The following is a 17,454-nucleotide window of genomic DNA, read 5'->3' on the forward strand; positions in this document are numbered from 1 at the left end:
CTAAGATGGAGGTATGCTGCTCCTTAAAACAACATGCAAGCATACCGTACGCTAGGATAGCAAAAACGAGATAAATAATATGCGTTTACAAGGTACTTCGCACACACCGTTATGCTAATGTTGATGGCTTTGTAATATAACGGTTTTTTCTGTGAACAAGTCTATTTTTATTACAGGTTGCTCCACGGGTATTGGCTTAGACGTTGCTTTGGGTTTAAAAGCCCGTGGATACCAGGTTTTTGCTTCTGCGCGTAAGCCTTCCGACGTTCTCCGTTTAAAAGAACTAGGCCTTCAGGCCTGCCAGCTCGACCTTGATGACAGCGAATCAATTCAGCAAGGCGTTGAGTGGCTATTAGAACAAACCGACAACTCGCTGTATGCTTTGTTTAATAATGGAGCGTACGGGCAACCCGGCGCAGTAGAGGACCTATCCCGAGAAGTGCTTCGCCAACAGTTTGAAACTAACCTGTTTGGCTGGTTAGAACTCACCAACCTGCTGATCCCTGTTATGCGACGCCAAGGCCATGGCCGTATCATTCAAAATAGCTCTGTATTAGGGCTCATCACCATGAAGTATCGTGGTGCATACAATGCCAGTAAGTTCGCACTAGAAGGTCTCACCGATACATTAAGACAAGAGCTGCATGGTTCCGGCATACATGTGTCACTGATTGAGCCTGGGCCAATTACCAGTGATTTTAGAAAAAATGCCTACGCAAAATTTAAAGAGAACATCAACACACTAGGTAGTGCTCACCAAGCGACTTATGAAGTAGTCGAAAAACGCTTAGCAGCTCAACCTGACTCAAGAAAAAAGGATCCTTTCACACTAGGGCCAGAGGCAGTCTTAAAGAGAGTCATTCACGCACTCGAAGCCAAAAGACCAAAAGCACGCTATTACGTCACCTTTCCTACATACCTTTTTGCGTATTTAAGAAGGTTGTTATCAGCCAATATGTTAGATGTGGTGCTGCGCAAAGTATCTGAGGGAGAGAATAAATAAGCGATGATGAAGGTTTAACAGCCCAACTCACGGTTGGAAACGAATCTCTATTATGGAGACCACTCATACCTATAGAAAACAACGGGACTGTCTTCATCAAGGTGCGAGGTAAAGCCGTTCGAGAGTCGCCAGCTAAACTAGACGCCAGCTCATCAACCAACAGCCTCTTTATTTCAAAAAGCTTTATAACTACTCTTCCGTCAGTCGAATGTTCGAGTAGTAGCTCGTAGCAGAGCTCTTAGAATTATCAGTGTCTGTCATGATAGCAATGGCATCGATATAGCGGATCTCTTTACCAAAGAGTTTTTGCAGGTCTTCTTTTATATTGCGCTTCTCTGTTACCCAGCCATTACCGTCATCACTGCCTCTTACCGCAAGCATCATAGCACTGCCATTGGTAAACGGATTTGGCCACACATCATTGGTATGCGACTGTTTTGACCAAACATAGCTAATCGCTTTAGTGCTCAAAAATGTCCAACCATCCTGCACAACAATATAGATGCGTGCTGCAAAGTCATCGCCCGCTTTTACTTTTTCATCGGCTACCGATGGAAATTTTTCGACACGCCATGACCAATTTAAAAACGGGGTTTTGTTAAGATCAATCTTCTTTTCGTAAAAAAGCCCCGACGCTGTTTGGCTACTTTTCGCTAGAATCACTTTTTGCTGGATCTTCTCGTCATAAACAATGCTGTAATCGGTATCCCCCGAAAAACTTTTATGCTTCCAGCCGATAATGTCCGTTGCTGGGTAACTAATATCCGCTGCATAAACCGGTGGTAAGGCAATAGCTACGGCTATGGCTAGCGCCCTGCAAGACAGCTTTTTTATAGATAGCTGCGTTACAAACCCAATATTTATAAGCGGATATTTAGTCATCACATAGCCTTTGCCATTTAAGCTTTTCGAGCCAGATACACTGTATTTGTCGAGTCTTCTTGCAAATACGGATTAGGAAAACTGACAACGTGAGATTCAGAAGATTCAAATATACGGTCAAGTAGCGCCATAAAATCTGCTGCGGGTGGCTCATCTGACCATAAACCAAAAATACCACCCGAAACAATTTTATCAGACAGATCACGCAACCCCTGCTCTGTGTAAAAAGCACTGTTACCTGGGTTGAGCCAATAACTAGGCGAATGGTCAATATCGAGCAATACAGCATCTACTTGCGGATGAGGCACGCCTTCAGGGTAAGCTAGACCGTCAAAATCTTTTGTTTTTGATGTAGCCACATCAAAAAAATCTGCATGTATTAACGTACACCGTGGATCTGTAGTTAACTCACTTCCTAAAGGTACCAAGCCACGCTGATGCCAGTCGATCACCGGTGCCATAACATCAACGACTTTGAGAGATCGCACACTGTCATACTCAAGGGCCGCTTTAGCGGTATAACCTAGCCCTAGACCACCAACCACCACATCTAGCTCCTTGCCTTCTAATGCTGCTAGGCAAATTTTAGAGAGCTGAATTTCTGCCTCCGTAAACAAGCTGGACATCAAAAATTCATCATCCAGTTTTATTTCATAGAGAATTTTATTATTGAGCCTTGGCTCGGACCGACGTCTCAGGCTAATCACACCCAGTGGAGTTTCCTGATAGCCCAGCTCTTCAAATACAACGCTCATAGATGTTATCCGATTAAAAACAGAAAAGTCCCATTATTCCCTGCCACGAGTAGCTCCGCAAGCAAAGGACAAAACCATTAGCACCTCCTACACGCAACCTATTTGTAAACCCTGATAAAAAAACAGGTGCATAAAACACAGCCCTGAAACCTTACTGAGACTTAATTTTGCAAATAAGCACTGAAAAGCATTAAAAATTCACTCATATATCGATACCACGCTTAGTGTTATGTAGAGCTTTAACGCTATAATGCGCATCGTCCAAATATGCGGGGGTTTGTCATGAGAGTCTGTGGTGTTGAGTTTAAAAATAATGAAGCTATTGTCTGTCTTTTATCATTATCTGACGGACTGTTTGATATCCCTGATTGCAGGACAAGTCGCATTACTTTACTAGATAGCAATGACCGTCAGAATTTGAAGGATTTTCAGTTTAGCTTCAATAAACTAATGACGGATTATAAGGTAGAAAAAGTAATCATTAATCAGGCGCCGATGAAAGGTAAATTTTCAGGTGGCGGGCTTGCATTTAAAATGGAAGCGACACTACAGCTCAGTGATGAGCTTGACGTTGTTATTATGACAGCGCCAGAGGTTAAAGAAGTATTGAAGCGAAACCCACTTGGCATTCCGTTTAAGGAAACCGGCTTAAAAGAGTTTCAGCAAGCTGCTTTTAATACAGCGTATGCTTATCAGCAACGAGAAATGTTCGCTTCATAGAGCACTAACACTGTTATTTCAGATACAAAAACGCCTCAAGAGAAAAGTTCACTTGAGGCGTTTTTCTTTAAACGCTTACGCGTTATTTAGATTTTTGCAGGCAAAACAGTACTTCTCACTTCACCAAAACCAATACGCGCTGCGCCTTCTTTCTGACACCATCCCTTAAGCACAACAGTATCGCCATCGTTTAGGAAAGTACGGCTTTCACCATTACCTAAATCGATAGACTCCTTACCGCCACGAGACAACTCAAGCAGTGAACCAGATTCTTCATAATCAGGGCCAGATTGTGTGCCGCTTCCCAAGAAGTCACCAGGTTTTAGATTACAACCATTCACAGTATGATGAGCAACCATCTGCGCAACCGTCCAATATGAATACGAGAAGTTAGATAAAGAAACTGATTTATCTTCTTGATTTTCAAGACGCATTTTTTCTGTCTGAATCAAGACTTCTAACTTAATATCAAACCCACCCTGCTCACGATTGGCATCAGACTCAAGATATGGCAGCGGTTGAGGATCAGCAGCATCGCGCGTCCAAGGCGTTCTATATGGCGCCATTGCTTCTAGTGTAACGATCCACGGAGAAACCGTTGATGCAAAGTTTTTCGCGAGGAACGGGCCTAGAGGCTGGTATTCCCATGCTTGGATGTCACGCGCAGACCAGTCATTGAACAGGCAAAAACCAAATACGTGGTCATCACTATCATCCAACTCAATCGCATCACCCATTTCATTACCTTGGCCGATATAAATACCTAGCTCAAGTTCATAGTCCAAACGCTTACACGGGCCTAGCGAAGGTACTTCAGCATCAGGGGCTTTCGTCTGACCTACTGGGCGGTGGAACGTTTGGCCAGAGACGCCTATTGAAGAAGAGCGCCCATGATAGCCAATCGGTACCCATTTGTAGTTTGGCAGTAATGGGTTGTCTGGACGAAACAATTTACCCACGCTGGTGGCATGGTGAACAGAGGTGTAAAAATCAGTGTAATCCCCAATCGTTGCGGGCAAGTCAAACTCGACATCAGACTGCGCAATTAAGCAGCTTTGTAATGCCTTATCCCCGCCTTCTCTTAGCGCACGCGATAGCGCTAAACGTAAAGCAGATGCATACGCTACACCCATACCCATAAAACTATTGAGTGTTGGTTGTGCACACGCTTTCGCTGCTGCTGCTGCTGCTTCACCAGAGAAAAGTTCATTTTCAGCAACGGCTTCCAGGTCAACAACCTGATCACCAATCGCTACACCGCCACGAAATGCTTCGTTTGAACCTGAACGACGAAAAACAGCAAATGGTAAGTTCTGAATAGGGAAGTCACTATTCGTTTGGTTCGCGCTATCGACCCAGCTTTTTAATGCAGGATCATGGGTTTCATTTAACTTGTTAACATTGCTCATAGTATTAATTCTCTACTCTTAATTCTATCTACCCAGAAACAACAAAAACGAAAGCCAATGACTGGCTTTCGTTTACAAATTCAAACACAAGATCATAGATTTATTTTGAAGAAAACTCTTCTTCATGCATCCAAGCAGCATGCTTAGGTGCTTTTTTAGTCCGCGACCATTCTTCCAACATTAGCGGCGCCACTTCTTTCAACTGTTTCATCTGCTCGTCGGTGCCTGTTAGACAGGTAAGCTCAAGACGATGACCATTTGGATCAAAGAAGTAGATAGACTTAATAATGCCGTGATTCGTTGGGCCTAATACATCAAGACCTTTGCCTTCTAGTTCCGCTTTGGCTTCCATCAAAGCTTCTTCGCTTTCTACGCGAAATGCAATGTGCTGAACCCACTCAGGCGTCATGCGATCACGGTCCATTTTTGGCTTAGTTGGCAACTCAAAGAACGCCAAAATATTTCCGTTACCAGCATCCATAAACAGGTGCATGTATGGGTCAGGCTCTTTTGTAGAAGGTACAAGATCTTCTGCAATGGCGACTAAAAACTCCATATTGAGCATATTCTGATAGAACTCAACCGTTTCTTTTGCATCGTTACAGCGGTAAGCGACGTGATGGATCTGTTCAAGTTTAATCATGGATATGCCCTCGGCTAACTATTGTTGTTGGTATGGAGACCATATTAGTAACATTCGTTACCAATGTCAAAAGACAAATGAAACTCGTAACCAATTGTTATTAATCAGTTTAAATTACATTTTATGATTGATTCCTATCAGGAAATTGTATTTTTACTCATTACACAATAAGATATAACTCTGTTTTATCCATTATTGTAGATAACGTATGACTTCCTCGAATACGGTTACAGAACCATCCAGCGCTTTACGACTCAGCGATTTTTTCCCCTACCGGCTCGCCATGCTCAACGCGTCAGTTAGCGAAGTTATTGCCCAGCTCTACTCAGGGCGCTTTAATCTAACGCCACAAGAGTGGCGGGTTGTTGCAGCATTAGGTGAAAAATCGCAGATGTCAGCCAAAGAAATTGCTCAATTTACTAGCATGGAAAAAATGCAGGTCAGTCGCGCCATCTCCAACCTTAAAAAAGCAGCACTCTTAACACAGAATGTCAGCAAGGAGGATCGGCGTTTCTCGAGTGTCTGCTTATCAGAGCAAGGCAAACAGACATATCTACAGATAGTGCCGCTTGTGACAGCCCGAGAAGGTTACTTATTATCAGCCTTGTCTGTCGATGAACAACAGCTTTTTAGCCAGTTCATAGATCGCATAGCTCAACAAGCCGAAACTCTCAAACAGCTTGGCTGACTTTTCGTGAAATTTCATAAAAGTTTAATATTATGGCGAGTGTTTTTTTGTGACAATGCGCTCGTATTTCAACATCCTGACTATGAGTCCTAACAGATGAAGATCAAGAAAAGTGATTTAACCACTGTCATTCAATGGATTGATGTACAGCTGAGCAAGGATGATAAATTTCCTTTCGACCAAGACACGTCTTCAAAAGCATCGAAAAAACACCTTAAAGCGCTTAAAGCATGGCGTAAATGCTCACGTAATATAAAAGAGGTAAGGGAGTGGTGTGATGAGTGGCTCGACAAGGAATATGCAAGCAAACTAACCACGTCTTTGGATAACACTAAAGCACATAAGGCTGATCATACTCTTAAGCTGACATTAGAAGCACATCATCTACTTATATCCCTAGCTGACAAAGAAGACCTATCACCTTCTCAGCTAATAGTAGCGCACTTCTCATCACACAATGATTAACGACTAAGCAGACTTAACCTTAGGTTTCTCTTTCTTGCAGGTTGATTACTCCCACACAACCAATCTGCAAGAAAACTCATACAAGATTACTTCTAAATCGAATTCCGCTTGCTAATAATACACCGCATGTAATAAAACCGAGCCCTACCCAAGCAACTAGCTGTATGGGCTCGCCTAGCAAATACAACCCACCTAGTACAGCCAAAACGGGTGTAAACGCACCGATTGCCGAGGTATTCTCTGCACCCAATTGGCGCACAGCAAAACCATAGCTAAAGCCGGTGATAAGGCCGACACAAAGCACCTGGACAACAATCTGATAAGCCGTTTGCTCTATCGGTGCCTGTAAAAAAGTAATCTCCCAAACACCTAGTAATACACCGACGAGTAGTATGCTAGATGATGAAACACAAAGCCATGCAGCGGCATCCCAAGGACGTAGCTTTGATAACTTTAAGCTCACCGTAAATACTGCCCACGATAAGCTAGCGCATAAGAAAAAGATATCTCCCCGCCAATGCTCTGAGCCTGTATTAATCATTGTCATTACGAGTATGGTCGCTATCCCTATAACAATAGAGGAGAGCCCTAAAGCACGCTGTTGTGTTAATTTTTCACGATAAAAAATAACGGCAGCAAAGGTAACAAACAGTGGAAATGTCCCTGTAATAAGTAAGCCGGCATCAGCGACGGGCGCATAACGCATCCCCAAAGATGATAAGTAAAAAAAGGGTAAGCCCGCGCCTAACATAATACCCAATAGGTAACGTTTTGGCGTTTGTCGAATACTCGGCAAGGCTTTAAAAAAGACGGGCAGTAAAACCAAGCCGGTTATACCAAAACGCAACACAGCTAAATCGACCGTGGAAAGCTGAGACTGACTGCCTACTCTCATAGAAATTAACCAGCTAGCCCAAATGAAAATTGTCACAATGGCAGCGATAATTCCAGCATGAGCGGGCGAAAGCCCTCCTAAACGTTTGAGTACTAATGCAGTCATGACAATCTCTTTTATATAAAGCGCTATTATCAATGCTTTATACGCCGCATGTCCTTGCTATTTACACCTTGAATTAATCAATAATTGGCATAAGATGCCAATTATGATCTAATTAAATAAAGATGATTTCAAAAATGGATAAATCAGATTATAAAATTGCCTCGTTACTGCAACAAGATGGGCGCCTCAGTAATGTTGAGCTATCAGATAAAATCGACTTATCACCCTCACCCTGCTTAAGGCGAGTAAAGAAGCTAGAAGAGGAAGGCGTCATTACGGGTTACTATGCGGCGTTGGATCGCCAGCTCGTAGGCCTCGGGATGACTATCTTTGTTGATGTTAGTCTCGATAATCATCGCGATGAGGCAAGCTTACAATTTGAGGACGCAATTTTATCGATGGAAAATGTAATTAGTTGTTTTGTCGTATCTGGTGCATCGGACTACCGCTTAGAGGTTGTTGTATCAGATCTACTAACTTACGAAGCATGGCTAAAAACATTACAACGCCTCCCTATCGTAAAAGATATACAAAGCAACTTTGCCATCCGTGCAGTGAAAACCACCGCACCTTTACCTCTTAAATATTAACGGCTACTTTTATCGGTGGTATGACTGAGCCTGATACAATCACGCCCTGCATCTTTCGCAGCATAAAGTAGATCATCACTGCGCTTGAATAGGTCATCTACAACGCGGTCTGAATCTAATATTTCTGTTACGCCAATACTGATGGTATAACGAATACTTAACCCATTATAGGCCACACTGTTATGACGATTGGCATATAAAATTCGCTCTGCCAAGCCAATAGTTTCGTCTAATGATGTATTGGGCAACAGCACGACAAACTCCTCTCCTCCATAACGGGCGAATAGATCCGTACTACGTAATAAGTTATCGGTAACACTCGCCAAAGAGCGCAACACTTCATCACCGGCTTGGTGACCGTACTTATCATTAACTTCTTTAAATAGATCAATATCCATAATCATTAAAGAAAATGGCTGATGGTACCTTCGCGCTCTAGCAAACTCTTTTTCTAAACTCTGCTGAAAAACATAGCGGTTACTAATACCTGTCAAACTATCGAGTTCAGCCTGCGTCTTGAGCGTTTTTTCAGCTAAGCGACGCTTACTTATCTCTCGCCTTAGCGCTGCGGTTAATGAAAACAGGTACCAGATAATACCAACAGCAACTAAAAATGGGATGATTAGTAACCGAATCCAGTACTTATATTCAATCCATAAATCTTCTGTTCCTGCCGGAACATAAAGAAAACTATCCAAGTTGTATTGATCAATTAAGCCTAACGATAGGTATATATCGGCAATTTTTTTCCAGCGCTCCCTGTTGATATAACCAATTTCTATCACATCAGAGTTCATAAGTTTTTTTATTTGCCCCGCTTCATACAGAAGAAAATCCTTGTCATAAGCGGCCCGACGAGTTTCATAATTTTGAATAATAATTTCTGCGACTTCTGCCGGATTGTCCATTGCATACTTCCAACCTCTCAAACTAGCCGCGCGAAATTTTTCTACTACCTCAGGCTGCTCATCCAGCATTTTTTGGCGTGTGAAAAGTAAATCCCCATAAAAGTCTATTCCATACGCTCTGGGTTCAATCAATACGGGAGTATGCCCGGCTTTCTTAACAAAATAGGGCTCATCTGTACTATAAGAAGGAATCAGCTGTGTATGACCCGACAGAAGGTCACCTAACTCCCATGTAGGGAAATGGTTATTGAGACTTGTCAGATCTACCCCCGCCACTTTCAGAGCAGCAATTGCTTCAGCATCCATCCGTTCATCACCGTCGTTAGGCAAGTTCAATGAGATAGGGCGATACTGACCGATATCTTCCAAGCGATCAAAATCATACTGATCAGTCGTTAAAAATATATAGGGTGAATGCTGCATAATATTTGCTAGCACAACAAAGGGTAGCCCTTGGCTATGATTGATCAATAAATCAGTACGCGTTGAGCCAAATTGAGCTCGGTTAAACAATACTTCTGCTTCTGGCACAACGGCGTGTCCAGCACTGTCATAGCCTCCATCTTTGATGGTAACGTCTAACCCGACTTCTTTGTAAAAGCCCTTTTCCTTGGCCGCATAATACCCAGCAAACTGGAATTGATGATTCCATTGCAGCTGAATAGCCACAGGAGTGAGTTTGGTTTGTGCTTGCACTGAGAACGCAAAAAGCAATAAAAAAACTGCAACAATGACAACAGCCCGACTATTGATTCGGGAACAGACAAATTGATGCATACCCACTACCCTTAATAGAATATGAACAAAACCCAATTATATACTTAAGCATAGCAGAGAGATGACACAGCTCTACTTTTTTCACTATGTAAGGTTTTCATTTCTGATAAAGTACTTAAAAGTAATTATATTCCGAGACTTTGACAGGAGCATTAATGGGTTTATTAACATCACTTTTGGGTATGTTTACTGCAAAAGATAACGACACCACCTCTTCAACGCCTTTTTCACAAGAGGAATATAAGGGTTACCTTCTTGTCGCTACGCCTGCTGCAGAAAATTCTCAGTTTCGTATTAACGGTTTAATTAGCAAAGGCGAGCGTGAGCACTCGTTTATTCGAGCCGATGTTCTACCGAGCCAAGAAATGTGTGCACAAGAAACATTTCGTAAAGCTAAGCTGATGATCGACCAACAGGGCGACAACCTTTTTAACTAATTCACTTAATTTATTACTATGAACGCAGCTAAGCCTGCTGCATGACAGGTCATCAAGCGTATTTGCTAATGCACTTACGCTAATGATTTTATGTACTTTTTTAAGCTCCTTACGCCCTCCTTTCTAATAAACACATCCCCCCAATACTTTTTATTTCTTCACATATTGTAATTTTGAATCTACTATACTGTATATAAATACAGTTATGGATTATTATGCTAACCACTTTATTAGGACGGTTCTCACAACAACAGAACCATGCCATCCCTCTTTTTCAAGATTCAGTCGCTGCTGGCTTCCCATCACCAGCACAAGATTACATTGAGAAAACACTGGATTTAAACGATCTATGCATCAAACATCCTGCTGCAACCTTCTTTGTACGCGCCGAAGGAAATTCTATGATCGATGCGGGTATCTTTTCAGGAGATATTCTTGTCGTAGACCGCTCTTTAACCGCCCGCTCTAGCGACATTGTCATTGCATGCATTCATGATGAATTTACCGTTAAACAGCTAATTATCAGCTCAACTTCAGTGCAGCTCAGGCCCATGAACAAAGCCTATTCAACGATCACTCTTCATGAAGGTAATGAGCTGGAAGTGTTCGGCGTTGTGACGACAGTCATCCACTCATTAAGGGGTTAAGTAATGACTCCTTGTTTTGCACTGGTCGACTGTAATAACTTTTATGCCAGCTGCGAGCGCCTCTTCAGACCTGATCTGCGAGGCCGGCCCATTGTGGTTTTGTCGAATAATGACGGCTGTATTGTAGCTCGCAGCGCTGAAGCCAAAGCATTAGGTATTCGCATGGCTGTTCCATTATTTGAGGTTCAGGAACAGTTACTTCATGAAAATGTGCAGGTATTTTCCTCTAACTATGCACTTTATGGCGACATTTCGGCCCGTGTCATGAATATTTTGCAGCAGATGGTAGCTGATATAGAAGTTTACTCCATTGATGAAGCCTTTTTAGATCTCAACAGTATCGATAGTGCATCGTCTCTGGAAGTATTTGGTATTCAAATAAAACAACGGATTCAAAGCTGGGTTGGCATCTCAGTATCCGTAGGGATAGCACCCACTAAAACGTTAGCAAAACTCGCCAACAATGCAGCCAAACGCTATCGAAAAACGGCAGGCGTAGTAGATCTTACCTCGCAACAAAGACAAGAAAAGCTCTTAAACATAACACCGGTTAAAGACGTCTGGGGGATTGGTTCACGCCTTGCGAAGCAACTAAACAACGTCGGCATAGACACTGCATTACAATTAGCTCGCAGCCAACCCGGCTGGATTCGACAGCAATTCTCTATCAGTGTTGAACGAACCGTTCGTGAATTGAACGGCTTATCATGCATAGATATGGAATCATCGCCCCCCGCCAAAAAACAGATTTTATGCAGCCGAACCTTTGGTGTGCGTGTCACTGATTACAAGGATATACATGCAGCACTATGCAAACATTGTGAACGAGCAGCGGAAAAACTACGAGAGCAAGGTAAGCAAGCACGTGCTGTTTCAATATTTATCAAAACCAGTCCTTTCAACCCAAACGCAAGCTATTATCGCGAGAGTGCCAGCTGCATTTTAGACACGCCCAGCCATGACACTCGTGACATCACTCAAGCAGCTATTCAGTTATTAAAAACGATATACAAAGAAGATCTTCTCTACATGAAAGCAGGGGTGATGCTCGCTGACTTCTATGAGTCCGGCACATTTCAAACAACACTTTGGGACAAACCTTCATCTTTTAGAAATTCGACCGCGCTCATGCAAGCTATCGATAAAATCAATAAGAGTGGTAAGGGGCACATTTGCTTTGCAGGACAACAACGTTCAAATGACTGGAAAATGAAGCAGGAGAAGCTATCCCCTGCTTACACAACACGATGGAGTGATATTCCGAGTATTCGCTAGTGTGCAAAAACTGGCTAACGCCCGGGTTCAGTGGTTAATAGGTAGCTGTATATGCACCGTTGAGCCAACATTAAGGTCTGACGTTACCGCCATATCACCTTGGTGTTGCTCAGTGACAATGTAATATGAGAAAGATAACCGCTCACCTGCATCAAAGTCAGCTTCGGGCGCCTTATTACTAAAGAAAGGTTCAAATAAATACATCTGCTCCTCATTGGTTAAACCCATGCCGTTATGCTGAATTTTAATCCAGAGACTGTCATAACATTCAGCCAAAATAATCTTAATGGTTGGCGTAAACTCTTCGGCTCGATGAGTCTTCTCCATTTTCATTTCTAGTGCATGGCATGCATGACGAAACAAACCTAAAAAGACTTGTTGAAGCTCAGTTATGTAGCAAGGTGTTAATGGCAAATTCTTCTCATAATTACGCTCAAGCGTTACCTTACTAAAGGGTAAATTAGCTGAGACCGAGATAACATCATTTGCTAAGCCAATTGCATTTTCCATTACATCTACAATATTTGCTAACTGCTTCTTATCATGACGACTACGCGCAAATGACAGTAAGTTATTGATAATAGTAGATACCTGCTCCCCTTTATCTGACATATCATGAAGGATCGTATTTAACTGCCTCGCTTGTTTATCATCAGCTGCCGCCTCAACATTCGCTGTATCGGCAAGCGTATGCTGGAAGCTTTTTAAGTCCATTAAGATAGCTTGCAACGGAACATTAATGTCATGTGCCATCGTTGAAGCTAGCTCTCCCATAAATGACATCTTATCGTTGTGGATCAGCATGTTTTCAGCAGACGTCTGCTTACTCACATCATCCACTAAAATAACAACGCCCTGCTCAGCCTGGCCCTGCAAGGGATAAATGGTAATATCATAATGAGCGACACTTCTCAGGCTTTGTTTAAAGTGAATTGGGGTATTCTTTTCGATCACTTGCTGAATCTGCTCTGGCGCTATAGATACCGTAGGATAAGCTTCCCATAAAGTTTTCCCTAGGGCTTGAGTTGCTGGGATCCCCGAAACCTTCTCGACCTGTTTATTCCATTGTGTCACGCGGCCCTCGTTATCCAACCCCACCAGCATTAATGGCATAGACGTTAAAATATCTTTGATATATGACTCAGAAGAACGCAACCGGTCGCTGGTAACCACATGCTGTGACACTTCATCTTCTAATAACTGATTGCTGTGTTTTAAAAGCTTATTAGATTCATCAAGCGTTGCGGTACGATCTTTTACCCTCAACTCCAGATCTTTTCGTATTTCAGTTAACTCAATGTTCGCTTTATAAGCACGGCGGCGGGCAAAATATAAGCCTACCGCTACAATAGAAAGTAAGATGATCAGCGTACCGCTGCTCCAGTTAGCCAAAATTTGCCAATTAGTTTTACCATTCGCATCTTTAAAGATACTGGTGATTCCTGCATGCACCCATGAAGATTGCATTACCAACAACACTAAAACCAAAATATTTTTCATAAAAACCCAATATAATCAAATAATTACAAAACACTACTAACAAATAAAATCATATTAAAACACTACTTTATCCGCTCAAGACTACCCGCATCATTGCGGATAAACAACTCAGTACAAATAAGGGCACCATGAACTCTTGTACTCGATATTTAAGCATAGCGAAAACGCTAACCGGCACCTGCAAATAACTAGAATTTCACATGAATCTTGATTTTGTCAGGATAATCGCTCAAAAATTCGCTATTAATGGCTCTCTGACTTGTCCCTAACGACACATATCCATAGAATAATGCGATTTTCAAGTGAACTCTGTAAAGGTCAATACTGCCATGCGCGCAAGCAAATTTCTTATCGCAACGCTCAAAGAGACTCCTTCTGACGCTGAAGTCATCAGCCATCAGCTGATGCTACGCGCAGGAATGGTTAGAAGGGAAGCATCAGGACTCTATTCTTGGCTACCTATGGGCTTACGTACGCTTCGCAAAGTTGAGCGTATTGTGAGAGAAGAGATGGATAATGCCGGTGCAATGGAAATACTTATGCCTGCGGTTCAACCAGCAGAGCTTTGGGAAGAATCGGGACGCTGGGAACAGTACGGCCCAGAGTTATTACGCTTAAACGACCGTCACGGCCGCTCTTTCTGTGTAGGCCCTACACATGAAGAAGTGATCACTGATATCGTGCGTAACGAGATCAGAAGCTATAAACAATTACCTGCTAATTTTTATCAGATTCAAACCAAATTTCGCGATGAAATTCGCCCTCGCTTTGGTGTAATGCGTTCTCGTGAGTTCATCATGAAAGATGCCTATTCTTTCCATTCTTCACGTGAGTCTTTGGAAGCAACCTACGAAGTGATGTATCAAGCCTATACCAATATCTTTACACGCTTGGGCCTTGATTTTCGTCCAGTGATTGCAGATAACGGCTCTATTGGCGGTAATGGCTCACATGAATTCCATGTACTAGCGTCCTCTGGTGAAGATGATATCGCTTTCTCTGATAGCAGTGATTACGCCGCTAACGTTGAAATGGCCGAAGCGCTTGCTCTCGGCGAAAGAGCAGCCCCAACAGCTGAAATGACACTCTTTGATACGCCTAATGCAAAAACTATCAATGAGCTAGTCGAGCAGTTTAACCTACCTATTGAAAAAACCGTTAAAACACTCGTTGTTGTCGCATCAGAAGAATGTGAAGCCGGTTTTGTAGCCTTATTGGTCCGTGGTGACCATGACTTGAATGAAATCAAGGCAGAAAAGCAGCCCGATGTAGCGGCACCGCTATGCTTTGCTACTGAAGAAGAAATTCTTAAAGTAATGGGTGCCGGTCCAGGATCACTCGGTCCATTGAACCTGACTATCCCATGCATTATTGATAGCAGCGTTGCCAACATGGCGAACTTTGCTGCTGGCGCCAACATTGAAGATAAACACTACGCTAATATCAACTGGGAACGTGATCTACCTACACCCACTATTGCAGACCTGCGCAATGTTCAAGAAGGTGACCCAAGCCCTTGCGGCCAAGGTACACTGCAGATTAAGCGCGGCATTGAAGTAGGGCATATTTTCCAATTAGGAACGAAGTACTCTGAAGCAATGAGTGCCACAGTCTTAAATGAAAATGGCAAAGCAACCGTATTGGAGATGGGCTGTTACGGCGTGGGAGTAACACGTGTAGTGGCTGCCGCAATCGAGCAAAACCATGATGACAATGGGATTATCTGGCCAGCAAGCCTTGCCCCATTCCAGATTGCTTTAGTTCCATTGAACTATGATAAGTCTGAAAAAGTTCGCAATGTTGCCGATGAAATATACACAGCGCTTCAAGCCACAGGCATTGAAGTATTACTAGACGATCGCAAAGAACGCCCTGGTGTGAAATTTGCCGATATGGAGCTAATGGGGCTACCTCACCGCTTGGTCATCTCTGAGCGCGGTATTGAAGCCGGTGCTTACGAATACAAAGGCCGTCGCGATAGTGAAAAACAAGATGTCTCAGCTGAAGGCATTGTTGAGTTCCTAATGCAAAAAATCACGGGCTAATACCTAGAGCAATATCAAAAAAGGCTGCCCCTTAATGTGAGCAGCCTTTTTTATGCGTTTGATTTACTTAAACCGTTAACATTCCCTTTCATCACCCCGCATCACAAAACCATTGAAGCTCTCATCATAGGGTAGTGACTCAGATATAACTTGCGCAACATTGGCAAGTGCAGGCCCTATTTGCAACCACGCCTCAACTTGGCGAACCGCATTACTTTCTCCACACAGCATGACTTGAACTCGCCCATCAGAAAGGTTTCTAACCCATCCCGTTAAGCCGTACGATAACGCCTCATCCATTGTAGACTTACGAAACCAAACACCTTGAACCTTGCCAGCAACAAAAGCACTAATACATATTTTTGCCACGACTCACTATCCTTATATTCTTAGCTATAAATCTACCGCTTAACAACTGACAAAGCCTCGTTTGTCGCATTACCCACGTCAGTTTTAGTATTGGCAAACAACCGTTCTAGCGTAATACCCAAATCACGTTCTTTCATTTTTTTAACATCATTTAGACAAGCATCTAAATTATTTTCCCAAGCAGTGCCATCATTACCTGTCAACAAAGGGTCCGGTATCGGCCAAGGCAAAAGGCGGCACAACTCATTTAGCGTTATAGTACTCAACCCACGTGATAGCAGATACTCACCTTGATCGGTACGCCGGATCAGGTTTTGTGACATCAGCATCTGAACATATTCATCCCAACTGGATTGATCTAAACCACTCACTTGCTGCAATAGCTGGCCATCACTCAATGCTTGTCCAACTTTCTGCCCTTCCCACAAGCGATGTAATACGCCAACAACCGTATGCAGATGCGACTTCTCTCGCACGCGATCTCTGGATTGATATACCGTCAATGCACGAGTCAGCTCGCACCCCATCAAAATAATAAACCAGGAAATAAAAATCCAAACGAGGAAAAGAGGGATCGCTGCAAACGCTCCGTATATCAATTCATATGAAGGGAATTGTGTCGCATAAAAAGCAAAGCCACGTTTAGCGCTTTCAAACAAAATAGCCACCACAACCGCCCCGATAAAAGCATTTTTAAGAGGAACTTTGCAGTTAGGTACTGCCGCATAAAGTAAGGTAAATGCGGCTGCAGACATAACAATCGGCAGCATCGTAAGTAATCTAGATTTTCCAACAAGATCTGTAGCATCAGATATGAAAGGTAGCGATGCAATATATGACGATACCAATATCCCCAAGCCTATAAGAATCGGACCGAGGCTTAAAATAGCCCAATACAACAAAAAACTAGACATACCTTTACGCTGATCTGAAACCCGCCAAATACGATTAAATGCCACCTCAATATTACGCATCATCATGATCGACGTCACAACAAGAAACCCAACACCTACCGCTGTTAATTTTTGCGCTTGATTCGTAAAGTCTTTAAGGTAATTTTGAATCTCCTCACCCGTGGTTGGCACAAAGTTAGAAAATACCCACCCCTGAACCTGCTCTCCCACCCCCTGAAAAGAAGGTATGGCGGCTAACATAGCAAATGACACTGTCATCAAAGGCACAACCGCAAATAACGTTGTGTATGTCAGCGCCGAGGCATTAATAACACCACCGTTGCCGAGAAATTGACGTAGTAAATAACGTAAAAAACGTACTGCTGGAAAATCCAGTAACCCACTCATTTAACGATTCCTTACAATAAAACTTTTATGATGAGCCTTT

Annotated in this window: 18 protein-coding genes; 9 read left to right on the forward strand and 9 right to left on the reverse strand. The window is 42.8% G+C overall.

What is annotated here, in order from left to right:
* Window positions 1-151 precede the first annotated feature (151 nt).
* Window positions 152-1,003, forward strand: a complete 852-nt coding sequence (locus NEJAP_RS10240) for an SDR family oxidoreductase (RefSeq protein ID WP_201347156.1) — start codon at window positions 152-154, stop codon at window positions 1,001-1,003.
* A gap of 189 nt (window positions 1,004-1,192) precedes the next feature.
* On the opposite strand, the gene NEJAP_RS10245 is transcribed toward NEJAP_RS10240, so the two are convergent.
* Both NEJAP_RS10245 and NEJAP_RS10250 read right to left on the reverse strand, forming a co-directional pair.
* Window positions 1,193-1,885, reverse strand: a complete 693-nt coding sequence (locus tag NEJAP_RS10245; protein ID WP_201347157.1) for a DUF3047 domain-containing protein — start codon at window positions 1,883-1,885, stop codon at window positions 1,193-1,195.
* Between the two features lie 17 nt (window positions 1,886-1,902).
* The gene (locus NEJAP_RS10250; protein WP_201347158.1) at window positions 1,903-2,640 is read right to left on the reverse strand and encodes a spermidine synthase; all 738 of its coding nucleotides are present in this window, start codon (window positions 2,638-2,640) and stop codon (window positions 1,903-1,905) included.
* 282 nt (window positions 2,641-2,922) lie between these two features.
* On the opposite strand from NEJAP_RS10250, the gene NEJAP_RS10255 reads away from it, so the two are divergent.
* Window positions 2,923-3,360, forward strand: a complete 438-nt coding sequence (locus tag NEJAP_RS10255) for a DUF3010 family protein (protein WP_201347159.1) — start codon at window positions 2,923-2,925, stop codon at window positions 3,358-3,360.
* Between the two features lie 86 nt (window positions 3,361-3,446).
* Here NEJAP_RS10255 and fahA read toward each other — a convergent pair whose 3' ends face one another.
* Together fahA and NEJAP_RS10265 are read right to left on the reverse strand one after the other, a co-directional pair.
* Window positions 3,447-4,769 carry a fumarylacetoacetase gene (fahA, locus tag NEJAP_RS10260; RefSeq protein WP_201347160.1) on the reverse strand — a complete coding sequence of 441 codons (1,323 nt, stop codon included), beginning with the start codon at window positions 4,767-4,769 and terminating at the stop codon, window positions 3,447-3,449.
* A gap of 100 nt (window positions 4,770-4,869) precedes the next feature.
* Window positions 4,870-5,412, reverse strand: a complete 543-nt coding sequence (locus NEJAP_RS10265; RefSeq protein ID WP_201347161.1) for a VOC family protein — start codon at window positions 5,410-5,412, stop codon at window positions 4,870-4,872.
* A 208-nt stretch (window positions 5,413-5,620) separates the two neighbouring features.
* On the opposite strand from NEJAP_RS10265, the gene NEJAP_RS10270 reads away from it, so the two are divergent.
* Window positions 5,621-6,100, forward strand: a complete 480-nt coding sequence (locus NEJAP_RS10270) for a MarR family winged helix-turn-helix transcriptional regulator (protein WP_201347162.1) — start codon at window positions 5,621-5,623, stop codon at window positions 6,098-6,100.
* A gap of 96 nt (window positions 6,101-6,196) precedes the next feature.
* Window positions 6,197-6,565, forward strand: coding sequence for a hypothetical protein (locus tag NEJAP_RS10275; RefSeq protein WP_201347163.1), 369 nt, complete (start codon window positions 6,197-6,199; stop codon window positions 6,563-6,565).
* A 76-nt stretch (window positions 6,566-6,641) separates the two neighbouring features.
* Here NEJAP_RS10275 and NEJAP_RS10280 read toward each other — a convergent pair whose 3' ends face one another.
* A complete protein-coding gene (locus NEJAP_RS10280) occupies window positions 6,642-7,565 on the reverse strand; it encodes a DMT family transporter (RefSeq protein ID WP_201347164.1) in 924 nt (307 codons plus the stop codon).
* Between the two features lie 134 nt (window positions 7,566-7,699).
* Here NEJAP_RS10280 and NEJAP_RS10285 point away from each other — a divergent pair, with 134 nt between their 5' ends.
* Window positions 7,700-8,155, forward strand: a complete 456-nt coding sequence (locus tag NEJAP_RS10285) for an Lrp/AsnC family transcriptional regulator (protein WP_201347165.1) — start codon at window positions 7,700-7,702, stop codon at window positions 8,153-8,155.
* Here NEJAP_RS10285 and NEJAP_RS10290 read toward each other — a convergent pair.
* The gene (locus NEJAP_RS10290) at window positions 8,152-9,840 is read right to left on the reverse strand and encodes a GGDEF domain-containing protein (protein ID WP_201347166.1); all 1,689 of its coding nucleotides are present in this window, start codon (window positions 9,838-9,840) and stop codon (window positions 8,152-8,154) included. The two genes, NEJAP_RS10285 and NEJAP_RS10290, sit on opposite strands and share 4 nt — an antisense overlap.
* Window positions 9,841-9,995: 155 nt before the next feature.
* Here NEJAP_RS10290 and NEJAP_RS10295 point away from each other — a divergent pair, with 155 nt between their 5' ends.
* From NEJAP_RS10295 to umuC, 3 genes are all read left to right on the forward strand, one after another.
* Entirely contained in the window at window positions 9,996-10,277 is a 282-nt protein-coding gene (locus tag NEJAP_RS10295; protein WP_201347167.1) for an HlyU family transcriptional regulator, read from the forward strand.
* Between the two features lie 215 nt (window positions 10,278-10,492).
* Window positions 10,493-10,924: a translesion error-prone DNA polymerase V autoproteolytic subunit gene (gene umuD / locus NEJAP_RS10300; protein WP_201347168.1), complete on the forward strand. Its 432-nt coding sequence runs from the start codon at window positions 10,493-10,495 to the stop codon at window positions 10,922-10,924.
* A gap of 3 nt (window positions 10,925-10,927) precedes the next feature.
* The gene (gene umuC, locus NEJAP_RS10305; protein WP_201347169.1) at window positions 10,928-12,199 is read left to right on the forward strand and encodes a translesion error-prone DNA polymerase V subunit UmuC; all 1,272 of its coding nucleotides are present in this window, start codon (window positions 10,928-10,930) and stop codon (window positions 12,197-12,199) included.
* 27 nt (window positions 12,200-12,226) lie between these two features.
* Here the strand turns inward: umuC and NEJAP_RS10310 are convergent, their stop codons facing one another.
* On the reverse strand, window positions 12,227-13,699 hold the full coding sequence (locus tag NEJAP_RS10310) for a two-component system sensor histidine kinase NtrB (protein WP_201347170.1): 1,473 nt from the start codon (window positions 13,697-13,699) through the stop codon (window positions 12,227-12,229).
* 329 nt (window positions 13,700-14,028) lie between these two features.
* Here NEJAP_RS10310 and NEJAP_RS10315 point away from each other — a divergent pair, with 329 nt between their 5' ends.
* Window positions 14,029-15,744, forward strand: a complete 1,716-nt coding sequence (locus NEJAP_RS10315; RefSeq protein WP_201347171.1) for a proline--tRNA ligase — start codon at window positions 14,029-14,031, stop codon at window positions 15,742-15,744.
* 75 nt (window positions 15,745-15,819) lie between these two features.
* Here NEJAP_RS10315 and NEJAP_RS10320 read toward each other — a convergent pair whose 3' ends face one another.
* Window positions 15,820-16,113, reverse strand: coding sequence for an acylphosphatase (locus NEJAP_RS10320; protein ID WP_201347172.1), 294 nt, complete (start codon window positions 16,111-16,113; stop codon window positions 15,820-15,822).
* A 32-nt stretch (window positions 16,114-16,145) separates the two neighbouring features.
* Complete coding sequence (locus NEJAP_RS10325) at window positions 16,146-17,414, reverse strand: virulence factor BrkB family protein (protein ID WP_201347173.1); 1,269 nt, start codon at window positions 17,412-17,414, stop codon at window positions 16,146-16,148.
* Window positions 17,415-17,454: the final 40 nt, after the last annotated feature.

It is taken from the genome of Neptunomonas japonica JAMM 1380 (assembly GCF_016592555.1).
In the GTDB taxonomy this organism is placed as follows: domain Bacteria; phylum Pseudomonadota; class Gammaproteobacteria; order Pseudomonadales; family Balneatricaceae; genus Neptunomonas; species Neptunomonas japonica_A.

Coding starts and splice junctions, on each gene's coding strand:
- NEJAP_RS10245 (WP_201347157.1), bottom strand. CDS start 1,885: ATGACTAAATATCCGCTTATAAATATTGGGTTTGTAACGCAGCTATCT.
- NEJAP_RS10250 (WP_201347158.1), bottom strand. CDS start 2,640: ATGAGCGTTGTATTTGAAGAGCTGGGCTATCAGGAAACTCCACTGGGT.
- NEJAP_RS10255 (WP_201347159.1), top strand. CDS start 2,923: ATGAGAGTCTGTGGTGTTGAGTTTAAAAATAATGAAGCTATTGTCTGT.
- fahA (WP_201347160.1), bottom strand. CDS start 4,769: ATGAGCAATGTTAACAAGTTAAATGAAACCCATGATCCTGCATTAAAA.
- NEJAP_RS10265 (WP_201347161.1), bottom strand. CDS start 5,412: ATGATTAAACTTGAACAGATCCATCACGTCGCTTACCGCTGTAACGAT.
- NEJAP_RS10270 (WP_201347162.1), top strand. CDS start 5,621: ATGACTTCCTCGAATACGGTTACAGAACCATCCAGCGCTTTACGACTC.
- NEJAP_RS10275 (WP_201347163.1), top strand. CDS start 6,197: ATGAAGATCAAGAAAAGTGATTTAACCACTGTCATTCAATGGATTGAT.
- NEJAP_RS10280 (WP_201347164.1), bottom strand. CDS start 7,565: ATGACTGCATTAGTACTCAAACGTTTAGGAGGGCTTTCGCCCGCTCAT.
- NEJAP_RS10285 (WP_201347165.1), top strand. CDS start 7,700: ATGGATAAATCAGATTATAAAATTGCCTCGTTACTGCAACAAGATGGG.
- NEJAP_RS10290 (WP_201347166.1), bottom strand. CDS start 9,840: ATGCATCAATTTGTCTGTTCCCGAATCAATAGTCGGGCTGTTGTCATT.
- NEJAP_RS10295 (WP_201347167.1), top strand. CDS start 9,996: ATGGGTTTATTAACATCACTTTTGGGTATGTTTACTGCAAAAGATAAC.
- umuD (WP_201347168.1), top strand. CDS start 10,493: ATGCTAACCACTTTATTAGGACGGTTCTCACAACAACAGAACCATGCC.
- umuC (WP_201347169.1), top strand. CDS start 10,928: ATGACTCCTTGTTTTGCACTGGTCGACTGTAATAACTTTTATGCCAGC.
- NEJAP_RS10310 (WP_201347170.1), bottom strand. CDS start 13,699: ATGAAAAATATTTTGGTTTTAGTGTTGTTGGTAATGCAATCTTCATGG.
- NEJAP_RS10315 (WP_201347171.1), top strand. CDS start 14,029: ATGCGCGCAAGCAAATTTCTTATCGCAACGCTCAAAGAGACTCCTTCT.
- NEJAP_RS10325 (WP_201347173.1), bottom strand. CDS start 17,414: ATGAGTGGGTTACTGGATTTTCCAGCAGTACGTTTTTTACGTTATTTA.